This is a genomic window from Kiloniella laminariae (assembly GCF_027214005.1).
Taxonomy (GTDB): Bacteria; Pseudomonadota; Alphaproteobacteria; order Kiloniellales; family Kiloniellaceae; genus Kiloniella; species Kiloniella laminariae_A.
In genome coordinates this window covers 870,622-891,040 of sequence record NZ_JAPWGY010000001.1, presented here as the reverse complement: position 1 = coordinate 891,040, position 20,419 = coordinate 870,622, and the positions used below count along the sequence as shown (strand labels likewise).

General features: G+C 53.8%; 17 protein-coding genes. 11 read left to right on the top strand and 6 right to left on the bottom strand.

Annotated elements, in window-relative coordinates; all coding sequences use genetic code 11:
* The first annotated feature begins 28 nt into the window (after positions 1-28).
* From O4H49_RS04140 to O4H49_RS04125, 4 genes are all read left to right on the top strand, one after another.
* Positions 29-370, top strand: coding sequence for a DUF3088 family protein (locus O4H49_RS04140; RefSeq protein ID WP_269422154.1), 342 nt, complete (start codon positions 29-31; stop codon positions 368-370).
* Between the two features lie 58 nt (positions 371-428).
* The gene (locus O4H49_RS04135) at positions 429-1,667 is read left to right on the top strand and encodes a threonine/serine ThrE exporter family protein (protein WP_269422153.1); all 1,239 of its coding nucleotides are present in this window, start codon (positions 429-431) and stop codon (positions 1,665-1,667) included.
* 132 nt (positions 1,668-1,799) lie between these two features.
* Positions 1,800-3,050 (top strand): lysozyme inhibitor LprI family protein, encoded by a 1,251-nt coding sequence (locus tag O4H49_RS04130; RefSeq protein ID WP_269422152.1) that lies wholly within the window; start codon positions 1,800-1,802, stop codon positions 3,048-3,050.
* A 208-nt stretch (positions 3,051-3,258) separates the two neighbouring features.
* The gene (locus O4H49_RS04125) at positions 3,259-4,674 is read left to right on the top strand and encodes a DUF1835 domain-containing protein (RefSeq protein ID WP_269422151.1); all 1,416 of its coding nucleotides are present in this window, start codon (positions 3,259-3,261) and stop codon (positions 4,672-4,674) included.
* Positions 4,675-4,682: 8 nt separating this feature from the next.
* Here the strand turns inward: O4H49_RS04125 and O4H49_RS04120 are convergent, their stop codons facing one another.
* Positions 4,683-5,498 (bottom strand): substrate-binding periplasmic protein, encoded by an 816-nt coding sequence (locus O4H49_RS04120; RefSeq protein ID WP_269422150.1) that lies wholly within the window; start codon positions 5,496-5,498, stop codon positions 4,683-4,685.
* A 306-nt stretch (positions 5,499-5,804) separates the two neighbouring features.
* On the opposite strand from O4H49_RS04120, the gene O4H49_RS04115 reads away from it, so the two are divergent.
* Both O4H49_RS04115 and O4H49_RS04110 read left to right on the top strand, forming a co-directional pair.
* A complete protein-coding gene (locus tag O4H49_RS04115; RefSeq protein ID WP_269422149.1) occupies positions 5,805-6,608 on the top strand; it encodes a hypothetical protein in 804 nt (267 codons plus the stop codon).
* Between the two features lie 200 nt (positions 6,609-6,808).
* A complete protein-coding gene (locus O4H49_RS04110; RefSeq protein WP_269422148.1) occupies positions 6,809-7,612 on the top strand; it encodes a hypothetical protein in 804 nt (267 codons plus the stop codon).
* A 105-nt stretch (positions 7,613-7,717) separates the two neighbouring features.
* Here O4H49_RS04110 and O4H49_RS04105 read toward each other — a convergent pair whose 3' ends face one another.
* From O4H49_RS04105 to O4H49_RS04090, 4 genes are all read right to left on the bottom strand, one after another.
* Positions 7,718-8,116 (bottom strand): type II toxin-antitoxin system VapC family toxin, encoded by a 399-nt coding sequence (locus O4H49_RS04105; protein ID WP_269422147.1) that lies wholly within the window; start codon positions 8,114-8,116, stop codon positions 7,718-7,720.
* Positions 8,116-8,409 carry a type II toxin-antitoxin system Phd/YefM family antitoxin gene (locus O4H49_RS04100; RefSeq protein ID WP_269422146.1) on the bottom strand — a complete coding sequence of 98 codons (294 nt, stop codon included), beginning with the start codon at positions 8,407-8,409 and terminating at the stop codon, positions 8,116-8,118. Before O4H49_RS04100 ends, O4H49_RS04105 begins: the two co-directional genes overlap by 1 nt.
* A 103-nt stretch (positions 8,410-8,512) precedes the next feature.
* A complete protein-coding gene (locus tag O4H49_RS04095; RefSeq protein WP_269422145.1) occupies positions 8,513-9,997 on the bottom strand; it encodes an FAD-binding oxidoreductase in 1,485 nt (494 codons plus the stop codon).
* 101 nt (positions 9,998-10,098) lie between these two features.
* Positions 10,099-11,544 (bottom strand): VOC family protein, encoded by a 1,446-nt coding sequence (locus O4H49_RS04090; RefSeq protein ID WP_269422144.1) that lies wholly within the window; start codon positions 11,542-11,544, stop codon positions 10,099-10,101.
* Between the two features lie 329 nt (positions 11,545-11,873).
* Between O4H49_RS04090 and O4H49_RS04085 the strand changes: the two genes are divergently transcribed.
* Complete coding sequence (locus O4H49_RS04085) at positions 11,874-14,744, top strand: MFS transporter (RefSeq protein WP_269422143.1); 2,871 nt, start codon at positions 11,874-11,876, stop codon at positions 14,742-14,744.
* 156 nt (positions 14,745-14,900) lie between these two features.
* Here O4H49_RS04085 and O4H49_RS04080 read toward each other — a convergent pair whose 3' ends face one another.
* Positions 14,901-15,704, bottom strand: coding sequence for a substrate-binding periplasmic protein (locus tag O4H49_RS04080; RefSeq protein WP_269422142.1), 804 nt, complete (start codon positions 15,702-15,704; stop codon positions 14,901-14,903).
* 294 nt (positions 15,705-15,998) lie between these two features.
* Here O4H49_RS04080 and O4H49_RS04075 point away from each other — a divergent pair, with 294 nt between their 5' ends.
* The 4 genes from O4H49_RS04075 to O4H49_RS04060 all read left to right on the top strand — a co-directional run bounded on the left by O4H49_RS04075 (position 15,999) and on the right by O4H49_RS04060 (position 20,359).
* Positions 15,999-16,697: an STM3941 family protein gene (locus O4H49_RS04075; RefSeq protein WP_269422141.1), complete on the top strand. Its 699-nt coding sequence runs from the start codon at positions 15,999-16,001 to the stop codon at positions 16,695-16,697.
* A gap of 193 nt (positions 16,698-16,890) precedes the next feature.
* Positions 16,891-17,211, top strand: a complete 321-nt coding sequence (sugE, locus tag O4H49_RS04070; protein WP_269422140.1) for a quaternary ammonium compound efflux SMR transporter SugE — start codon at positions 16,891-16,893, stop codon at positions 17,209-17,211.
* An 18-nt stretch (positions 17,212-17,229) separates the two neighbouring features.
* A complete protein-coding gene (locus O4H49_RS04065; RefSeq protein ID WP_269422139.1) occupies positions 17,230-17,931 on the top strand; it encodes a hypothetical protein in 702 nt (233 codons plus the stop codon).
* Between the two features lie 454 nt (positions 17,932-18,385).
* A complete protein-coding gene (locus tag O4H49_RS04060; RefSeq protein ID WP_269422138.1) occupies positions 18,386-20,359 on the top strand; it encodes a methyl-accepting chemotaxis protein in 1,974 nt (657 codons plus the stop codon).
* The last annotated feature ends 60 nt before the right edge of the window (positions 20,360-20,419 follow it).

The following is a 20,419-nucleotide window of genomic DNA, read 5'->3' as shown; positions in this document are numbered from 1 at the left end:
CGGCCACCTGCGCAAGGTAAGATCTGCCATGAAACCACGCCTGTTTGTCCTTGAGATGCCTTTCACCGATCCTGAACTTGTTCCCCCGTCATCAAGCGACAGCTGGTTTTGCAGCCACTGTGCCCTGATCGAAGGCGCCCTGATGGTCAACCCGCAATGGCTGGATCATATTGAACTCAAACGGATCGCCTTTCCCCGCCCGAGACAGGAACTGGTGGCCTTACTCGGAGAAGACAAACAGTGGTTGCCCGTACTGGTACTCTCCGACTGGGAAGGGCAAAAGGACGGGGAAAAGCAGACCATCACCGATCCGGTCGCAATCACCCGCTATCTTGCAGAAGAATTTGGTGGTGCAGCCCCTCATCCATAAGAGAACAGCAAGCTGAACAACCAACCTCCTAACAAACTGAAGTATCACCAGACAGGCCATGAACAAGCTCAAGAGAAATGATCGCGCCTTTGACGAGGCCTGCCAGTTTATCATCAAGCTCGGCACAGCGGTAAATGGCTATGGCCCTTCTGCCGCCCGGCTGGAATCATTCCTTGTCCGGGTCACGGAATCTCTTGGCTATCACGGAGTCTTTCGCTCGACACCTTCCGAAATCACCTTTGCCTTCTGGCAAGAAGACCAGCTGTGGCAGCGCACCCATATTGTCGCGGTCCCGGCGGGCGGCTACAACATGGCCAAGCTGGCCTATGTCGGCGAGTTGGTCGACAAGCTGGTCGCGGGCGAGCTGTCTCTTGCCAGGGCCTCAAAGCGCCTTGACGAAATTGACGGCCTGCCCAATCCCTGGGGCGTCACCAGCTACGCTCTCAGCTTTGCGCTGGTCGGCCTCGGGTTTGCCGGGCTGATCCAGGGCAACCGCTGGGACATTCTCTTTTCCGGCCTGCTGTCTTTGCTGGTCTATGCCATCGCCGTGATATCGGAACGGGTCGGCGGACGGCTGGCCGATGCCCTGCCCTTTGTCAGTGCCTATATTGCCGGGCTCTGCGCTGCCGCGCTCAAGCTGTTCCTGCCCGAAATCAACCACACGGTTGTTACCCTCTCGGCCATTGTCATTCTGATTCCCGGCTTTGCCGTCAGTGCAGGGATTATCGAAATTGTCGATAACTATGTAGTCGCCGGTTCCGCGCGCCTTATCGGCGGGCTGGTCTATCTGATCAAACAGTTCACCGGGGCCTGGCTCGGCATTGCCTCGGTCGGTGTGCTCTGGGATGCCGCCCCCGGCACCACGGAATCAACCCTCGGCGATCATTTCATCTGGCTCTATATCAGCCTGCTGTTCATGGGGCTTTGTGTCGCCTACCAGACTCTCTGGCGCGATGTCTTCTGGGTCCTGGTCAGCTGCGCGCTCTCCTATGGCGGGGTGATGCTGTCCAGCCAGCTGCTCTCGGCCAATCTCGGGGCACTTTTTGGCGCTATCGTTGCCGGGATTTTTGCCAACCTCTGGTCACGGGCCACCGGACGCCCGACCTCGATCGTGCTGATCCCGGCCATCACCGTGCTGGTCAGTGGTTCGATCGGTTTCCGCGGCCTGATTGTTGCCGCCGCAGGTGAAACCGACAAGGGGGTGGACCAGTTCATGCAGATGTTTATCGTTGCCCTGACCATTGCCGCGGGCCTGCTGGTCTCCAACACCATCCTGCGTCCCAAGGTTACGTTGTAACCCTTGTATTTGGGATCATTTCTCCGGCTTTGATCGCTTCGTCCAACACGACTTGCTCACAAGCCATGAAAATTCCACAATGCGGGTGTTAGCTGTAACGCTCGAACCCTGTCCTTCAGCCATGGTCGCATTATGAAAAGCCTGTTCCTCGCCTTTTTTGTCTCTCTCGGTCTCAGCAGTCCGGCCCTTGCCCAAACCTCTTCAGCAACCAGCTTCCCGGCGCTGGAGTTGCTGGAACAGGCCGACGCACTTTATGATGACGGCGATCAGGAAGCCGCCAGAGCCCTGTATCTTCAGGCCGCCGGGCTTGGTTCTGCCGAAGGCCATTTCGAGCTGTCCTACAAATACATCCTGCCGGAAGAACAACGGCTTTATCACCTGAGCGAGGCAGCAAAACTCGGCCATGGCGAGGCGCTGGGTTATGTGCTTGATGCCCTGGTCTTTCGCGCCGACAGCCTGCGCCGCGCCAATCCCCAAGCCGCCCTCGATCTGTTTTATCAGGCCCAGCAGGTCAATCCGGCGCTGGAACTTTACGACGGCGAAGCAAAGCTGCGGGTGTTACAGATGGCGGCAGAACCCCGGAACTTTGACCCCGACGCTTTCATCACCCGTTACAAGCTGGACGAAGCCGCCCTGGAAGATGATTTTTATGGCATCTGGCAACTGGCCGAGGAAGCCTCGCGCGGCGGACGCTTTGGCAAGCCTGACCCGGAACTGGTGCTTAATCTTGTGATCCGCGGCGGCTCCGTCCCGGCGGAAACCGCGGCGGCGATCCGCGACAGCTACACCAACTGGAAAGCCGACAAGGTTGTTCCCTTCAATATCTGTGACTATGTCACCAGTGGATCAGGCATGGGCTTTTGCGCCGCCCGCAGTGAAAAACAGGACAACCAGACCCGCAACGATCAGCTTGACCTGCTCAAGGCCGGAATCGCCCCGGAACTCCACCCGCTGCTAGAGCAGGCCTATAGCGATGCCAGCCTTTTCATCAATGCCAAAACAACAAAGGAAGAAGGCCACGGCGGCACCGGGCGCGCCGCCTGGATCAACAATTCGGCCATGGAACAGAAAAACGCCTGGATTGCCATGGTTCGGCAGGTCCAGAACCGAAAGCTGGTTCCCCGCAGCCCGCAGGATTTCGCCAGCACTGACCGCGCCCTGAACAGCGCCTATAAAGACGCCATGGCCTTTCTCGCCCAACCGGATCAGCCCGATTATCTGCCGACCCCGGACGATCTGCGCGAGGTCCAGCGCCTCTGGCTGCCCTACCGCGACAGCACCGCAAAGCTGTTACAGGCTCTCAACCCCTCTCTCCAGCAACCGGATCTGCTGAGCTGGCTGAGCAACAGCCGCACCGCCCAGCTCAAGCTGTTGCTGCAATAATCATCCTTTTGACGGGGATGGATCGAAGCCCTGCATGAGATAGCGGATGCAGTTGACGCCCGGTCAAAAGCCGTGGCATAAAATGAGCAGGGCTTTTCCCGAAGCCTCCCCGTCCGCGGAAAGGGCTGCGCCCACAAGAAACCAGAGTTTTTCATAAACGATTTCCTGACCTGTCAGGCGGACGCAGGCTTTTTCATGGGATAATCGTATGTCTTCACAAAAACCGGAAAGCCCGGCCCCACGCCCCGACAACAACGACAACGCCAAGGCAAAAACACCGCAACAGCCACAGCAGACCCCGGCCTCGCGATCCATGTTCAGCGGGGCGCTCAATCTTGAACAACAGAAAAAACGTGCCAAGGATCTGCTCAAGGCCTTTGCAACCGGAAACAGATCTGCCCTGCAGCGCTTTGCCGCCTGCCATTCCTCTGGCCACGCGTCAGGTGTAGCCACTGCCAGACTGGCCGATGCCCAGCTGGTGATCGCCCGCGAGGCCGGTTTTGCCAGCTGGCCCAAACTCAAGACCCATTGCGACCGTCTGGCCCTGCGCAAAAAACAGATTGCCACAAGCACTGTTCCCCGGCTGGACAGTCCGCAAACCCTGCATCTTCGCTGTGGTTCGGACATCCGCCATGCGCTTGAGATCGCTGGATTTACCGGGGCTTTCCACGAATTTTCCGACCCCTTCTGTCAAGGCCCCTTGCCCGACCTGCCCCTTGAGGGGTTTCTGAAACAGCGGGCTGATTTTATCACCTCGGCCTACGGACTTGATCCGGAAGATACTCTGGGCCGACAGCGTCAGGCCTATGACGGGCTGGACAGGCTGCAGGACTACAGCCGGGTTGTGCTCTGGTTTGAACACGACAGCTATGACCAGCTGATCCTGGCTTTTCTGCTGGATTATATCGCCCGCGCTTTCCCGTCACTGCTTTCCCCTGTGGCTGATCCGGACAGCACGACTTCCGGCAACGGCCCCTCTCCGGCAGAAGGCCTCCCCCGCTTCGAGCTGATCTGCGTCGATCAGGTTCCCGGCCTGCCTGATTTTACCGGGCTGGGACAACTGGCACCGGAACTGCTGATCTGGCTGTGGGAAAACCGACGGGAAAAAATCACACCCGAACAGCTCAAACTTGGTACCCGGGTCTGGAACGCCCTGCGCCAGCCCACCCCACAGGCGCTTGAGACGCTGGTCACAGAAGGCACCGCCGCAATTCCGCCTATGGCTGCGGCTTTGAAACGCCACCTGCAGGAACTGCCCGATCCGCTCACCGGGTTGAGCCTGACCCAGCGTCTGACGCTGGAAATCCTCGATCAGGACGGGCCGCTTACGGGGGGCAGGCTTTTTGGCCAGCTGATGCGCGAACGTGAACCCCTGCCCTATCTGGGTGATCTGATGTACTGGCATGAACTGGTGATGTTGCGACAGGCGGCAGAGCCTTTGCTGGACGACAACCGCGATCCGGATGCACCGCCGCAGATCTGGCCGGATCGTCTGATCCATATTACACAATGCGGGCGAGATGTGCTGGCCGGAAAAGCCAATTATCTTGACCTGACCAGCCGTGACCGCTGGGTCGGTGGGATCAGGGTTGCGGCTAAAGGGTTCCTCAATCCGGGGGACTAACTCCCCCCTCAGGACGGCGGAACAGATGGGGACAAACCGTGTTTTTCCAGCAGCTTGTCATAACTCCCGTCGGCCTTCATCTGCTCCAGTTCCCGGGTAAAAAGCGCCATGATCTTTTGATGGTCCGGGCTCTTTCGGGAAATGGCAAGGAAGAGATCCTTGGCCTCCAGCACGTGCTTTGCATAACGAAAGGGATCGCCTTCGGGATAGAGCATCCGGGCGGTATGGCGAACAACCAGTTCATCATCGATCACGGCATCAACCCGGCCATTGGCCAGCTTCATCAGATTGCCTTCCAGACTTTGCGTCGGGTCGCGTTTGAACCCGGTCGCGGCAAGGAACTCTTCCGGATAGGCATAGTCCTGCATCGTGCCGACAATCAGGTTGTCCAGATCGGCAATGGTTTCAATTTCGGGATCGCGATCAAGACAGGAAATCAGCACCAGCCTGTTCTGCGCCAGAACCGGGCCAAAAGCCACATATTCATTCCGTTCGTCGGTGTACCATATATGCGGGATCAGATCGACCTCGCCGCGCTGGGCTTCCTTGAGGATACGCGACCAAGGCAGGTCCCGGATCACGGTATCATAGCCCGCACGTTTCATGCCGATGCTGGTCAACTCGGTCAGAAAGCCGTGCCCCGGCAGCTCCGCCCCGGTATAGGGTGCCCAGTCTGACACGCCAATGACCAGCGGTCGTTTGCCCGGTTTTGCCAGTGTGTCTGCACTGGAAATCACCGGCACCAGAAGCCCGGCAAGAAACAGGAAAATTCCAGAGGCAAAAAAACGCCTCAGACCTTTTCCATTTTTCCAGTAACTGTACAAATAATCACCTGCCAGCTGCCCCCGCGTTGCCAATCTCCTGCGGCCAAGATATTCCCCGAGATATTCTAGCCTATCCTATCGTCAAAATCCTTACCTGTTTGTTACGGATGTGGCTGGATTTGATCTTTTCTGACAATTGCATGAGCCGGGGTCGCCCTGAACAATCGCAATACTAAGTTCCTATATTTTATTTACGATCATTCCGCGAACTGCTTTAGTAACTGCGGAATGAACAAGCACTTATGACCCGGCAATATCAGATGATTCGGGGAAAAAGCAAAAAAACGGGCGATTAAACGGTGTTAAATGAAAGATATTCTCCTAAGTGGTAGTAAGAGAATAAGCAACTCATTGATTACTATAGTAACTCTTGTTTGTAGTTTTTCTCTTTTGGCACACTCTCAAGAAGAGGGCGATAATAGAAACAAATATATTGATACTGAATATTATATACTGGAAAGTCTGTATCAGGAAAATATTCGTCGAAAAGATGATTCAGCATATGCGAAGTTTGTAAAAGCAATTTATCGTGTCGTCAATTCGACTGGTTTGCCACCAACGATGATTTCTATACCTGGTCGTATATTAGTCCAGTCTTCTGGATCTCTTGTGGATAATTATGCTGGCGGTGTCCTTCCCTTGATTCATTTCGGCCAACTTGAAGGGAAGAAACATATCTTTCTCAATATTACACAAGCCCAACTTCTCGCACGAGCATGGTATCTCAAACACCCTGAAAGTTCACATGAGGTGCTGTCTACATATGCAATTAAGAGTGAAGATTTTTTGAAAATTGTTAAAGACTATGAGGGACTGCTTCAAAGCGGTTCTGTCCCAAATTCAGCACGAATTCAAGAGCTTCATAACAAAATTCCCAAACCTTTAATGTTTTTGGCAAAATTATTTGATTTCCCAAAAGGACAGGGAGCACTACCCGCTAATGCCATGGCTGGCTATCGTATTAGCAGGTGTATCGAAGATACTCTGCCATTTCTTGAGAAACTCGTTAAAATGAATTTTGAGATATTTGGTTTAGTCCCTAGCGGCAGTAATGATATTTCGTTAATTGCTGAAAGTGATCTGATCCCACTAACTCCGGAATGCCTGTAAAGAGATGGTAACAGGTTGACATTCCCGTTTCTGGCTTGTTCTAGTTTAGGCAACTTTTTTTGATTTTCCCCCTTTTTTTCTGATCTTGGAAAGCCCACGATAAAGACCTGTTTTGGTGTTAATCAGGATCTAAAACTTTATTCCGACGGGCGGAACAGAGTTAGCAAAAATCCCATGGAACAATCAGCGACAAGGTTTTCATGACGGAAACTCAGGTTTCAAAAAATATCCCGCGTGATCCCGTTGATCTGGCGATCCAGCAACTTAAAAAAGCGGCGTTTATCGAGCATCCCGGGATGATTGCCGAGGCTTGTGTCAAGCTCTATGGCTTTCGCGGGGATGCCGTGTCCCCTCTGCTTCAGGAACTGCGAAAAGTTGACCTGACCCGGCTTGAACACAAAAATATAATATCCCTGATCAGCAGTATCAGTACCATTCTACATGATCTCGACGAAGCCAGTTCCCGCGCCTTTATCACCGAGGCCTTGCAACAGGAATGTCATCCCTCGATCCGGCGGACGCTTGGGATTGTCGCACGCTTCAGCCTTGACAATTACCGCACAATCACACTTGGGCAGATCCAGATCTTTGAAGACAAAACCATCGATCCCGAACAGCAGGCGAGTGCCAAAGTCGAAAGCTGGTTGCACAATATCTCTGCCGAGGATCGTTCCCGGATTTCGCGAATTTTTATCCTTCCAGGTCGGGAGGACTACGATTACGCCAGCTTTCACCTCGCCTGGTTCAATGTTATCACCCTGAGATGGGATCGATATGCCAGACCGGACAACCGGTTTTTACAGCTCGTCTTTGGCAGGGGGCTGAATTTCCTGCGTGAAATCAGTTTATACCAGGAAGTCGCGCATTGTGTTTTCGGGCACAGAGATCACGACAGGGACGAAGAAAAACAGGCCAAAATCTACACTGCCAAGATCACAAAAACCCTCTACCCGCGCCTGTCCTTTGTATTAAAGACCGTGAATAGAATTAATCCGATTTTTTAAGTAAGTGAGAGAAATTATTCCTTCTAGCAGGGAGGAAAAGAACAGACCGGGCTTTTCAGTAAAAAACGGGGTAAACCCTGATGACCCACCGTTCTGAAAACCTGCTCACCAGATTGTCGCAACATGCTCATAAGCCAGAATCTTGCTATCGGCAGTAAGCAGGGGGATGGCGAACTTCCGGGCAGTGGCAACAATCATCCGGTCCGCCGGGTCTTTGTGAAACAGTCCGGGCAGCAGAGTTGATTTGACTGCAATCTCATTATCTACCGGAACAAAACGCAGTCCTTCTATTTGTGAAACCTGTTCAAGCCAACGGTCGACTTCCATGGTCAAAACCAGCCGTTCTTTCTGTATCAGCATGGCAATTTCCCAAGCAGATATCGAAGAGACAAGGATTTCCCCCTGCTCTGCCCGGGCCTGCTCAATCGCCTTTGCTGCATTATCAGAAAGCGCACTATCCCCCGACACCCACCAGACCAGTACATGGGTATCCAGCAAGATCATCAGGCCAGATCCCAATCGTTCTCGCCCACCGGATCATGGGGCGTTTCAAACTTTACCACGGTTCCCCGAAGCAGGGTCAGCGGATCGGGTTTATCCTGCAGCAATTTACGGATTTCCAATGTCGGCTTGCCATGATCGGTTATGATCTTGCTTTCCCCGGTTTGCTCTATCCCGCGGAAAAGCTCAAGCGCCTTGGCCTTGAATTCAGTTTTCGAGACAGTTTCCATTACCTGAGTTTCCTGGATTTCCTCTGATGACGGCTTCATATGGTCATCATAATCCAAAATGACCATAACGAATAGTCATTTTATGCTCCTGAAAATGCGCCGGATGGAAAGTCCCCAAACGGGATGGTCTGGAAGGGGAAATTCCCCTTCCGGTCTTAAGCCCCTGCCCCTAGCCCAGTTTGACTGCGCCCAGTTTACCGGGCGAGGTCAGGTCTTTCAGTCCGGCGGCGAGGTTTTTGATTTTTTCCGGGGTATAGGCGTCGTAAAAGCCCTGGTTGCTGCGGCCTATCGCGTGTTCGGCCGAGAAGCTGCCGTTGAAATCCTCGACCACGCGGGTGACGACCCAGTTGCGCAAGGAGGGGATAAAGCTCTCGTCAGCAAGGCGCGGGTCGTCTTTGGCGATGGCGAGGTTAAAGTGCAGGCCCCCGTCGCCGATATGGCCGAAGTCACAGATGCGCACCTCGGGAAAGTGCTTGGGCAGGTCCTGCGCCATGGCCGCACGGAATTCCATCAGCACACCGCGGCGGAAGGAAACGTCGAAGGGCACCAGCTTGCCCGCGTGTTTGACCCCTTCTGACAGGGCGTGGCGCAGAGACCACATTTCCTCGGGCCGCCCGATAAAGGCATTGGCCAGCGGTTCGCCGTCAAATTCCCAGATCTCAGCCAACACGGCTTCGAGCAGGTCATCCAGGCTTTCTTCCGCATCGCGTTTGTCCCAGCTGCGAGAGACCTCGGCAAGAATGGCATAGCCGGGCAGTTCGCCGCCGGGAAAGGGATTGCGCAGCGAAGGCACATGATCAAAGGCACAAGCCATGGCCTCGGCGGACATGCCTTCAAAGGCGGTGAGCTGACTGCCACATCGTTCTTCAAGCGCGCGCAACAGCGGCAGCACAGCTTCTTCATCGCGCGGCACCAGCAGGGCGGCGGCAGACTGTTTCGGCAGGCGCTCGACATTGAGCACGGCTTCGGTAATCACGCCGTAAACGCCTGAGGTGCCGATAAAGATCTGCTTCCAGTCCACCCCGGTGTTGTCCTTGCGCAGGCCCGACATGAAATCCAGCTCGGTGCCCTGTGCATCGGCCAGCACAACCTTGATACCCAGTGTGTTCTGGCGCACATCACCATAGCGCAGGAAGCGCGCGCCGCCGGTATTGGTTGCGATCATGCCGCCAATGCGCGGGTCTGCACCCAGATCGATGGGAAAGCTGTAACCGCGTTCGGCCAGAAAGCTGTTGAGATCTGACAGCCGCACCCCGGCCCCGACGGTGACCGAGCGGTTGTCTTCGTCCAGTTCGATCTTTCCATTCTGATCCCGTAAAGTCAGGCGATCCAGCGACAGCACGCCTTGCGTGCCAGTGCCGTCCGGGGTCGAGGCCCCGACCAGACCGCTGTTGCCCGACTGCGGGATCAGGCAGATGCCCTGGGTTACGCAATAGGCCAGCACCCGCGACAGTTCTGCACTGTTTTGCGGGCGGGCGACAAAAGCCGCTGTCCCAGCGCCATAGCGCACGCAGGTTTCATAAGTCGCCAGATCCGCTGTTCCCTGTAGCAGCCCCTTGTCGCCAAGAATTTCCTGCAGATCAGCAAGCTGTCTTTCCGTTACAGAGGATGCGGTTACGCAAGAAGAAGACGCGGCTACAACAGGATCAGACATGACAGTTCCAGAACTCGGTATATTTCAGCAACACAAACGAAGGGGACGCTATCGTCCCCCCGTTCCGGTGTATTCTTTATAGGCCTGCTGCGGTCAGGGGATCAAGCCGCGACATCTGCCTTGTCGATTGAAGCTTTTGCAGGTTGGGCTTTTTCCGACAACAGGGCCTGACAGGCGGCAAAAGAGGCCTGCTCCAGCTCGGCATAGAGGGCCAGTTCGTCATGGACCTTTGCCCCCAGATCCGCTTCAAAGCTGCTCTGGCTCGGGTTGGCATAGACGATCTCCGCCCCTGTATCGCCCAGATTGGACTGGAAAATTCCGGCGGCGGATACCGGAAGGAAGTCTTCATAGATAATCGGATCAAAACGGATCAGTCCGATTTCCAACAGTCCTTCAAGGGTTCCGCTGATGCCGACAGAACGGGCCAGCTCTGCCCCTTTGTCGGTCAGGGAGTAGCGGAAAAACGCCAGTCCCTCTGCACGCAGTTCGGCATAGCTGTCCGGAAAGGCGCGGAACTTTTCCAGCAGCAGGGTCTCATAGGTTCCCTCACCCGCGCGCACCGCCGCCCGCGTTGCCTCCAGCAGATCGTCATAGAGCTTGCGCCCCTTGGCTGTCAGGGCAATACCGCGCTGTTCAATCTCGCCAAAACGGGCCGTGTGTGATCCTTCGCTCCAGCCTGTTCCCTCAGCCGTCCTGAACAGCACCTTTTCTTCCAGCGCCTTGAACGATGTCTGGCGCAGCAGGATCGGGCAGTTCCGTTCGGGCGGGCCTTCGATCACCTCTTTCGGATTGATGCCCCGGCCCGGCATGGCGCGTTGAACCGCGTCAATATCCAGGGTGCGCGGGGTCAGGTGGTTGATATGCGGGCCGTGGAACGACACGATATCGGCGATCAGGCGGTGCTCGTCGTGCAGCTTCTGATAGAGATCCGCATCAACAATCGCCTTGCTGTGCCAACGGAATGTTTCCAGTGCCTCGGTGACAAAACGCGCCGCGTCTTCTTCGTTGAGCCCCCCCTGGGCCTCGGCCCGGTCAATCAGGTTGCGCGCCGCCGGGGTAAAGATATCACGGGCAGCCAGAACGGCTTCGGCAGCCCGGCGAAGCTCGGCATCCTCGATCAGTTCCAGCCGCAACAGCGAGGTGAAAACCCGGAAAGGATTGATATTCAGGTCTGCTTCAGCCACCGGGCGAAAGGCGGTGGAATGCACCGGAATGCCCGCAACCGCCAGATCGTAATAGCCCACAGGCTCCATGCCCATCACCGCAAACAGACGCCGCAGGGTGTTGAGTTCCGCCGCGGTTCCCACCCGGATCGCCCCGTGGCGCTCCTCGGTGATCCGGTCCAGCCCGTTGCTGTGATCCAGCTGATCGCGCAACTGCGCGTCATCCGCCAGACGTGTGGCATTGATTTCCTCGACCAGCGCCATCAGCTCGCCATAGGCCGGAACTTCCTCGCGGTACATGGCCGACATGGCCTGGGAAAACTGCGATCTGATTTCATTCGCCGGAACAAAAGTGGACCTGGACTGGATATTATCGTTACTCATCACTTTATCTTCCTTCGCACACGCAGCAACAGAAACTATCTACTGTTCTCATCGCCGGGCTTATACAGCCGAAACAGGCGACTAAACAAGAGACCATCTGCCTTGGTATAACACCTTGCAATGCACCAAAGAAAACAGTGTTTTCTCATTTGCTCATGAGTTTTTAGAATGATTTCAATGAAATCCAAACACAAGCTGGTCAGGCAATCTGCAGAGAACTGATGAGAGACAGGAAAAAATCATGGTAAATAAAGACTTAATAGTCCTGTCAATCAGGATACAGGCACGTTAGGGTAGTAAAAATCAAACCCTGGGGGGGGGGATTTCCGATGTTTTTGCTTTGGCGTTGCTGGAGTGCCTTTACTGCTCTCATAGCGACCGTGCTTTGTATTCTGGCTCTCTTGTCAGTCTTGCAGCACAATGCCTTGCTGTCTGATCTGATACATCAACGTCTCAACGTGATAACCCAGTCTCTTGCCACCTCTTTCTCTCCGGTGACAGATCCCGGCTTACCGCTCTCCGGTCTGGACAATGCCCACAACCTGCTTGTCCAGGCCAAATCACTGGATCCGGAAATCGAAGCCATTCATGTTTTCACGCCCAACGGCACCCCGGTTCATTCCAGTCAGGCCCAATTTCCGGCCAGACTCTCCCTCGAAGACCTTGACCAGCGGCCCCAGAATCAATCCGGCAATTGGGCTCTGAATACGGAAGAACATTTAAAAAGCTATCGCACACTTTTTGATACAAACAAGAAGGCTGTCGGCACCATAGAAATCATTTACGCAAAGCAGACCTTTAAACGTATGATTGACAGGGTCTCCTGGACAGTTACCATCGCAACGGCGGCCCTGCTCCTGATTTTTTCCCTGCTGACCTTCCTTATCTTTCGCCTGCGTCTTGCCCGTGCCATCAAGGGTGCCCGGATGCTGCACAACTGGTTGCTTACGTCGAAAAACAACCATCCGCCGCGGCCAGGTGATCCGGATCTGGACCCCCAGTTTCTTGAACTGCAGCAGGATCTTTTAACTGCCGATAAAAACTATACACTGCTGAAAACCAGACTGGCTGAAACAGCCGAGGCAACACAAGCTCACCCTGTGTCAACCGATCAACCTGATCTGACAGATCAGACTGTCCAGATCATCATGTCCCCCTTGACCTTGACCTCATTGGGCCGAAGCTATGGACGCCAGCTTCTGCCCTGGGCGATCTCCCTTATTCTGCTCTCTGCTCTTTCGCTCGGGTTTGTCACCTATAAAAGCATCGACAGTTCTCTGGCGCCCGAGTTGTCCAGGCGAACCGAATTGATTGCACAGATCGCGAGCAGTAATATTCAACGCAGCATTGATGCCGGGGTCATGCTTGAACAGATGATCGGGCTGGAAGACTATTTTGACAAGCTGTTGGCAAACTTCCCCGAAGTCTCCTTCTTTGGCGTCGCCACCGGAAAGCTGGTCTTTCAGGCCGGGGACTGGCAACACTCGCTTTTACCTACGGCCCTAAACCAGAGCCAGAAGATGCCTGTTTATCCCCTGACCGCTTCAGGGGAACAGATCGGCTATCTTCTGATTGACCCCAGCTCGGACTATATCGCGTTACAATTCCGTTCGGTAGCCCTTGATCTTCTAGTGGTTATTCTGGTGGTTCTGCTATTGGCCTATGAAACGATGACACTGGTCATGACCCAATCTTTGACCTCTCCGCTCAACCGTCTCAAACATCTTGCCAGACTTCAGGCTGACAGCGATTTCTCCAACCACGTCAGACAGCGGCGCGGGCATCTTGGCGAAGCACTGATCAACCACCTTTCCGACCGGGTGATACAAATCAACCAACAGTATCGGATACAGCGGGACAAGCTCACCAGGCTTGCCGGCCAGAACCCTGAAAAATGCTCCCTTGTGGCCAGACTTCAGCAGCAGGCTGAAAAATTCCACCTGGGCGCAGGAAAACCACGCATCCTGACCTTTCCCTATATCAATGACATCCGGCTGGCACTTTTTCTCTTTGCTGCTGCCGATGAAATCGCCCTTTCCTTCTTCCCGATCTTTACCCGTGCAGCGGAAAATCCCCTAACCTGGATTGACCCGGCCATTGTCATCAGCCTCCCGCTGGCCGGTTATCTGATTGCCTATATGATCGCCACTCCCTTTTCCCGCGGCCTCTGCGAAAAATGGGGACCCAGAAAGTTTATTCCTTGTGTGCTTACGCTGGTACTTTTGACCAACATTGGGATGTTCTTTGCGACAAATGTCATTGAAATCATTCTTTTGCGCACCCTGGCCGGAGCAGGCTACGCACTGGCTGTTCTTGCCTGTCAGGACTATGTCATCGACATGACCCCAAGGGATCAGCGCAGCAAATCCCTTGGCATCTTCTCTGCCGCGCTCTTTGGCGGGATTTACGCAGGGACCGCTCTTGGTGGTGTGCTTGCCGATCGCTTTGGCCCATCAGCCGTATTTATGTTCAGCGCCGGACTGATCCTTTTTTCTGCCCTGCTTTTTTACAATATGATTCCTCAAGGGGTCCGGGTTACGGTAGAAAAAGAGCCGCCACTGACGCTCAAATCCATTCTGGCTCCTTTCAGAAACCGCAAGTTTTTTGCCGTCGTTGTTGGCCTTGCCATCCCGCAAAGCCTGATGGACCAGGTCTTTATTTCCTATCTTTTCTCCCTGCAACTCGATGCTCTTGACGCTTCGGCGGCAGATATAGCCCGCATGTTAATGCTCTATTTCCTGACCATTATGATTTCGGGGACCATTCTCGGCTGGCTGAACGCGCTGGGGCTCGAAGACCGTGCCATCGCTCTGCTCGGTTCTCTGCTGACAGGCACCGGGCTGCTTCTCACTGCGGGAATGCCGGCCCAGTGGACCATGCTGGTCGCGGCAGCCAGTACAGGATTTGGCCATGGCCTCCTTCGTGGCCCACAGGTCGAATTGACGATGAAACTGGCAGAAACAGAACTCAAACAACTCGGCACCAATTCCGTGCTGGGGGCTCTGCGTCTGTTTGAACGCTGCGGAAGTATTGTTGGTCTGCTGATTATCGCCGCCATTGCGGGTTACCTGGGTCTTGCCGCCGCAATTTTTGCCATTGGCGTGATTATCCTTGGGGGCGTGACCTTGTTCGGATATGAATACTTCTGCTTCAGCTCCATCACCCAAAAACCTGACAAACACGCCGCAAATAAATTATGACCAGCCAGCCCTAACCTTTGTACAGACCCGTTTGCTCGAGAGACAAAATCTCTACTTTCTGGCCCCGCTACCTTCCAGCCCTGTTACAATTACTTTCACACCCCCCGGGCGCGTCACACTAACTCTCCAATATTGGCCCAGTGGAAGTTGCAGGCCCTATTCCAGCCCATGGCGTTTTATGATCGCCTTATAGGTTCCGTCCAGCCACATTTCCCTGAGCTTTTCCTCGAACTTGTCGAGGATAATCTGGTAATCCGCCCGCTGGCGACTGATGCCTATGTAAAGGTTTTTGATCTCAACAGGCTTGCTGGAATAATGCAGGGGGACGTCGTTCTTCAGGATCTGGCGGTTGGTATAGCTGGCGACAAAGGCATCCCCTATTGTGGCATCGATCCGGCCATCAACCAGCTTGCGGATATTGGTTTCCAGATCAATGGACTCATCGCGTTTGAAATTGCCCGCTGCCAGAAACTCTTCCGGATAGGCATAATCCCGCCCGACCCCGACCACCAGCCCTGCCAGATCTGATATCGCCTCGACCTTTCGGGCCGCATCCTTGCGGGTGATCAAAACCAGACTGTTGAAAGCCAGAACCGGACCATAGGCAATGATATCAAGACGCTCTTCGGCAAACCACAGCCCGGGAATAATATCGACACTGCCCTGCTCTACCTGTTTCAGAACCCGCGACCAGGGTGCAGGCCTGACCACTGTTTCATAACCCGCCCGTTTCATGCCTTCCTGTATCACCTCAGTCGCAAATCCGCTTCCAGGTAAATCCGTTCCGGTATAGGGCGCCCAGGTATAAAGTCCGATAGAAAGCGGAGCCTCCGCTCGGCCCGTGCTGCTGAAAAAGAGAAATCCGGAGAAAAAGACGAAGAAAATCAAGGCACAGACAAAAGAGAAGCGCGAAAGACAAACAGATCCCGTTTTTTTATTACGCCATGCCACAAGGGTCATCAGTCACCTGCAGGAGGTAAATTGTTCATTAGATCCAGTGCCCCTCACAGGCAGGAGTCTAGCAAAAAAATCCCTTTCTGTCCTGTAGAATTGCGGATCTTTGCTGTAATGGCTTTCCTGGCTGGCAGCCCATACCAGGTCCCGCTGGAAACAACCCGGATACAGTTCAGGGGTACAGATCCGGGGATACGAAGATCAGGATTCAATTCCTGATTGTGAAAGCTGAAATTAATTGGCACCATGAACAAAATTCGCTGCATGTGATACCAAAGATTACCAGACAAGGGAACGACAGTGCGCTATCCAGATGAAATCATTATAGAAAAAAGCCGTGGCATGGCTATCCTCATACTGTTGGGCGCGCTTGGTTTTGTTGCTGCCGGGTTTTATATGTATCAAATCCCTGCTGACGAATATTCTGATTTCGAGATCTATGGCGGGCTGTTGAACATGCATGATGTCGCGCTGTTCGCGATTGTCTTTTTCCTGCTCTGCTTCCTTGCCGGGATCAAGGTTTTACGTAGCAAGGCTCCCGGTCTGCGCCTGACCAAAGACGGCTTTTTCGACAACTCCTCCGCCATTCCTGCCGGTCTTGTCCTCTGGTCAGATGTCCGTGAACTGCATCAGGCCGAGATGAAGAACCAGACCATGATCACCGTTTTGCTCAAGGATCCGGGAAAATACATCCGGCGGGGGAACATCCTGAGACAGACAATCAACGCAGCAAACAACTTTCTGTCCGGGAGTCCGGTCAACATCATGATGGTCGGATTGAAAACCAGCAATGATGAACTGATGGAAATTTTCACTGACTATTTTAACGCCTATCAAACGACACGTATCGCACAAGCTGTAAATCCCGAAATCAAAGCCGGGGAAACCCCGGTCCAGACCAGATCCTTGAGCGCGGAAGAGCACCAGCAGCAGCAAGAAGCAACCAGACAGGAAACTTCTTCCCAGACCAACCAGGGCTATCGTGCGCCCTTTCACTGATCCCGTGATTGATCCTGTGCTCGGTTCTGTTCTCGGTTCTGTTCTCGGTTCTGTGGCTGGCCTCTGACCCGACAAGGCAAAAGAAATTTCATTCCGGGAGTATTTTCCTCCTGTTTCCTCAACCACATCCGGCATAATCTTGGCGCAGAGAAAACAAGACCGTTTGAGAGCAGAACCGGAAAAGGGAATAAAAATGGCGTGGGCCTATCTGATACTGGCAGGGTTGTTCGAGTGTGGCTGGGCCATCGGATTAAAATACGCCGACGGCTGGACCAGGCTTGTCCCCTCTCTGCTGACGGTTGCCGCCATGGCGGTAAGTTTCTGGCTTCTCTCCGTTGCAATGAAAAGCATTCCCGTCGGCACCGCCTACGCGGTCTGGACCGGGATCGGCACCATTGGCGTGGCGGTTCTCGGGATGATCCTGTTTGACGAACCGCGCGATATCATGCGTATTCTCTGCCTGCTCATGATCGTCGCGGGCATTGCCGGGTTAAAGATATTTTCCCCGGCATAAACTGCGGATACATAATCAGTGAACAGCCAGATACCTGACCAGACCAACAAAGCCGCAACTGAAATCCGGCAGGATACTCCCGAGGAAGAACTGCCTGACCCGGCGCTATCGGCCCGTCAACATCTGGCCGCCCGTCTCTCCATCCGCCCGCCTGCAGGCTCCCGCATCAAGCTTGACTGGAACCAGGGCTATCCCCGTTTGGTAATTCCCTATCGTAAAGCGCGGATCTGGCATTATCTCTTCGGGACGATTTTCCTGTTTATTTGCGGCTTGTGCCTCTTGGCAACCTTTAGCTTCATTCAACCGAGTGAAACGCTCTCCATCGGCGACCGCATCACCATGGCGATTATCGTCATGGGAGCAGGCGCAATTTCCGGTATCTTCAGCTACCGTTTGATGGGACCGCCTCTGCCACAGGTTTTCCTGCTTAAAAAGACTCACTGTGTTTTTGATACGGGCTGCACCCGTGCCAGCATCGGTGCCTTTATCATTCGCATCTGTGACAGAACAAGTTCCCCGATGGCCTTGTTCGGATTTCGTCGCAAGTTGACCCTGACGCCTGCCGCCCTGACAGTCCTGCATCTGGGGAAACCCGAAGAAGAGACCCCCCTGGTTTTTATCAATGGAGACGAAGGTTTTTATCTCGCCCCTGACCTGCGCCCCGAAGACCGGGCCTGGCTGCACGATTATCTCTTCGGCCACTACACTGAAGGCCTGTAGGGTTACATGGTTGCAGGATTGTGGCCCTCCGGGTAGGGGTTCACACCGGACACCACTCAAAATTGCAGAATTTCGGCAGCAAGAACAGTCGACTTTTGTCAATAACCCGTATCCTGTGCGGCTGGATGCACAGCTGTCTGCAGCCTTTGTCCCCAAGAAAACAAGGCCTGGCCAAAGATCATACCTGAAAATCAGCAGCCTCTTCTCAATCCGTCCGGAATAGCGACACAAAAAAACAACTAAAAGAAGAAATTCAAAATAATAAAACCATATGTTGAAATAAAGAATTCCCACCATCACAAACAAACAAAAACATAATACCTAACAATTTAATCATTTGTGAATATATTTTGTATACGTTCACAATCGTATGCTTGTTTGCCAGCAGGTATGCAAAACAAGATAAAGCTCGCGCCAAGTCATTGTAACTTAATAACTATACGGGAGACAAACCGTGTTAACGCGATATCTGTCTTTAAAAAACGCCAAACTGATCTATCAAGCCAATTTGACCAGCATTGTAGCCCTTCTCGGTTTTGTCCTGATCGGGATAATTCTCTATAACAGCTCCTCTACCGTGCTTACCTCACAGAAATCGCAAACTGACTCTGCCAGAAGCATGGTGCTGGTTGATGACGTCAAGTATGAGTTCCTTAACGCCCGCCGCCGGGAAAAGGACTTTCTGATCCGTCTTGATGCCAAATATATTGGCCAGCACGCCGAAACGATGGAAAAGGCCCAGAACGAATTAAAAGAACTGCGGACATACTACTCCACCCCGGAAACCCTGGCCGCCATCGATGCAACCCTGGAAGGCGTCAAGCTCTATCAGGCACAATTCAAAAAAGTTACGGACGAATGGCAGGCTCTCGGTCTGGATGAAGAAACCGGTTTGAGGGGGAATCTGCGCAACTCGGTTCATAATGTAGAGACCAAGCTCGAGGAATTCGACAATGATGCCCTGCTGGTCACCATGCTGATGATGCGACGCCATGAAAAAGACTTCCTCATGCGTCTGGACGATAAATATATCGGCAACATGAATGACCGGGTGACAGAGTTTACAACGCAAATGGCCAGTTCGGATATTCCCGCTTCCGAACAGAAAACCATTCTGGATTTGCTGGCGACCTACCACAAGGATTTTAATGCTCTGGCTCAGATACGCCTTTCTGTAGAAGAAAACATAAAAATCCTGAGCAAGATTTTTTCTGACATGGAACCCCATTTTGATCTGGTGTTTGATACGACTTTTGCGAAATTTAATCACGCCAGTGACCAGGGCACTGCCGCTGTGGAAAACAGCCGGGTCCTTACCCTTTCGCTTATCGGTATTATCACCCTGCTGGTACTGACAATCGGAACCCTGATTGGCCGGGCGATCGCCACCCCGCTCAAAGGCCTGACCGATGCCATGGCAGCTCTGGCCGCAGGGGATAAAACAATCGAAATTCCGGCGACAGATCGTCAGAATGAACTGGGCGAGATGGGACGGGCGGTTCTGGTTTTCAAAGAGAACATGATCAAGGCCGAAGAACTCGCCGCAGCCCAGGCAGCCGATCAGGCCGAAAAGCTCCGCCGAACGGACAACCTGAACCGTTTGACCCAGGACTTCGAGACCCAGATCCAGAGTATTCTCAGCACCGTTGCCTCTGCAGTTAACCAGATGGATGATACAGCCACGGTGATGAATTCCTCTGCCGATCAGGTCAGCCGCCAGTCTGGTGAGGTCAGCCGGGCCGCAACCGAGGCCTCAACCAACGTTCAGACCGTGGCTTCTGCTTCGGAAGAACTGGCGGCTTCGATCCGCGAAATTGGCTCCCAGGTCTCCCGTTCGACCCACATTTCTTCCGATGCAGTGAAACAGGCTGACAGCACCAACAAGGCCATACTGGGACTGGCTTCCTCTGCAGAAAAAATTGGTGAGGTTCTGAAACTGATCAGCGATATCGCCGAACAGACCAATCTGCTGGCCCTCAACGCCACGATTGAGGCCGCACGCGCCGGGGAAGCCGGCAAAGGCTTTGCCGTGGTTGCAGCCGAGGTTAAAAATCTGGCCAACCAGACCGGGCGGGCCACCGACGAAATCGGTGCCCAGATCACCGATATTCAAACTGCAACGAAGGCAGCAGTCGATGCCATTGGCGGTATCGGGAAAACCATTGGTGATATCGACGAAATTGCAGCAGCCATATCCGCAGCGGTCGAGGAACAGATGGCTGCCACCCAGGAAATTGCCAGAAACGTTGAACAGGCTGCCCGCGGCACAGAAGCTGTAACCCATAACATCGGGTCGGTCAGTGTTGCTGCAAATGACAGTGAAGCCGCCGCTAAGAAGGTCAAACTGGCCTCAACCGAACTTTCCGGTGAGTCTGACAAGCTGAACAGTTACGTTTCCAATTTCATACGTGATGTAAAATCCGCCTGACCACTGACTGACCACAGACTCTATGTACAACTGGTACCTGTGAGCCCAAGGCCCCGGAAA

Excerpts from the sequence above, each read along its gene's own strand:
- O4H49_RS04140 (WP_269422154.1), top strand. The coding sequence starts at position 29 with ATGAAACCACGCCTGTTTGTCCTTGAGATGCCTTTCACCGATCCTGAA.
- O4H49_RS04135 (WP_269422153.1), top strand. The coding sequence starts at position 429 with ATGAACAAGCTCAAGAGAAATGATCGCGCCTTTGACGAGGCCTGCCAG.
- O4H49_RS04130 (WP_269422152.1), top strand. The coding sequence starts at position 1,800 with ATGAAAAGCCTGTTCCTCGCCTTTTTTGTCTCTCTCGGTCTCAGCAGT.
- O4H49_RS04125 (WP_269422151.1), top strand. The coding sequence starts at position 3,259 with ATGTCTTCACAAAAACCGGAAAGCCCGGCCCCACGCCCCGACAACAAC.
- O4H49_RS04115 (WP_269422149.1), top strand. The coding sequence starts at position 5,805 with ATGAAAGATATTCTCCTAAGTGGTAGTAAGAGAATAAGCAACTCATTG.
- O4H49_RS04110 (WP_269422148.1), top strand. The coding sequence starts at position 6,809 with ATGACGGAAACTCAGGTTTCAAAAAATATCCCGCGTGATCCCGTTGAT.
- O4H49_RS04105 (WP_269422147.1), bottom strand. The coding sequence starts at position 8,116 with ATGATCTTGCTGGATACCCATGTACTGGTCTGGTGGGTGTCGGGGGAT.
- O4H49_RS04100 (WP_269422146.1), bottom strand. The coding sequence starts at position 8,409 with ATGGTCATTTTGGATTATGATGACCATATGAAGCCGTCATCAGAGGAA.
- O4H49_RS04095 (WP_269422145.1), bottom strand. The coding sequence starts at position 9,997 with ATGTCTGATCCTGTTGTAGCCGCGTCTTCTTCTTGCGTAACCGCATCC.
- O4H49_RS04090 (WP_269422144.1), bottom strand. The coding sequence starts at position 11,544 with ATGAGTAACGATAATATCCAGTCCAGGTCCACTTTTGTTCCGGCGAAT.
- O4H49_RS04085 (WP_269422143.1), top strand. The coding sequence starts at position 11,874 with ATGTTTTTGCTTTGGCGTTGCTGGAGTGCCTTTACTGCTCTCATAGCG.
- O4H49_RS04080 (WP_269422142.1), bottom strand. The coding sequence starts at position 15,704 with ATGACCCTTGTGGCATGGCGTAATAAAAAAACGGGATCTGTTTGTCTT.
- sugE (WP_269422140.1), top strand. The coding sequence starts at position 16,891 with ATGGCGTGGGCCTATCTGATACTGGCAGGGTTGTTCGAGTGTGGCTGG.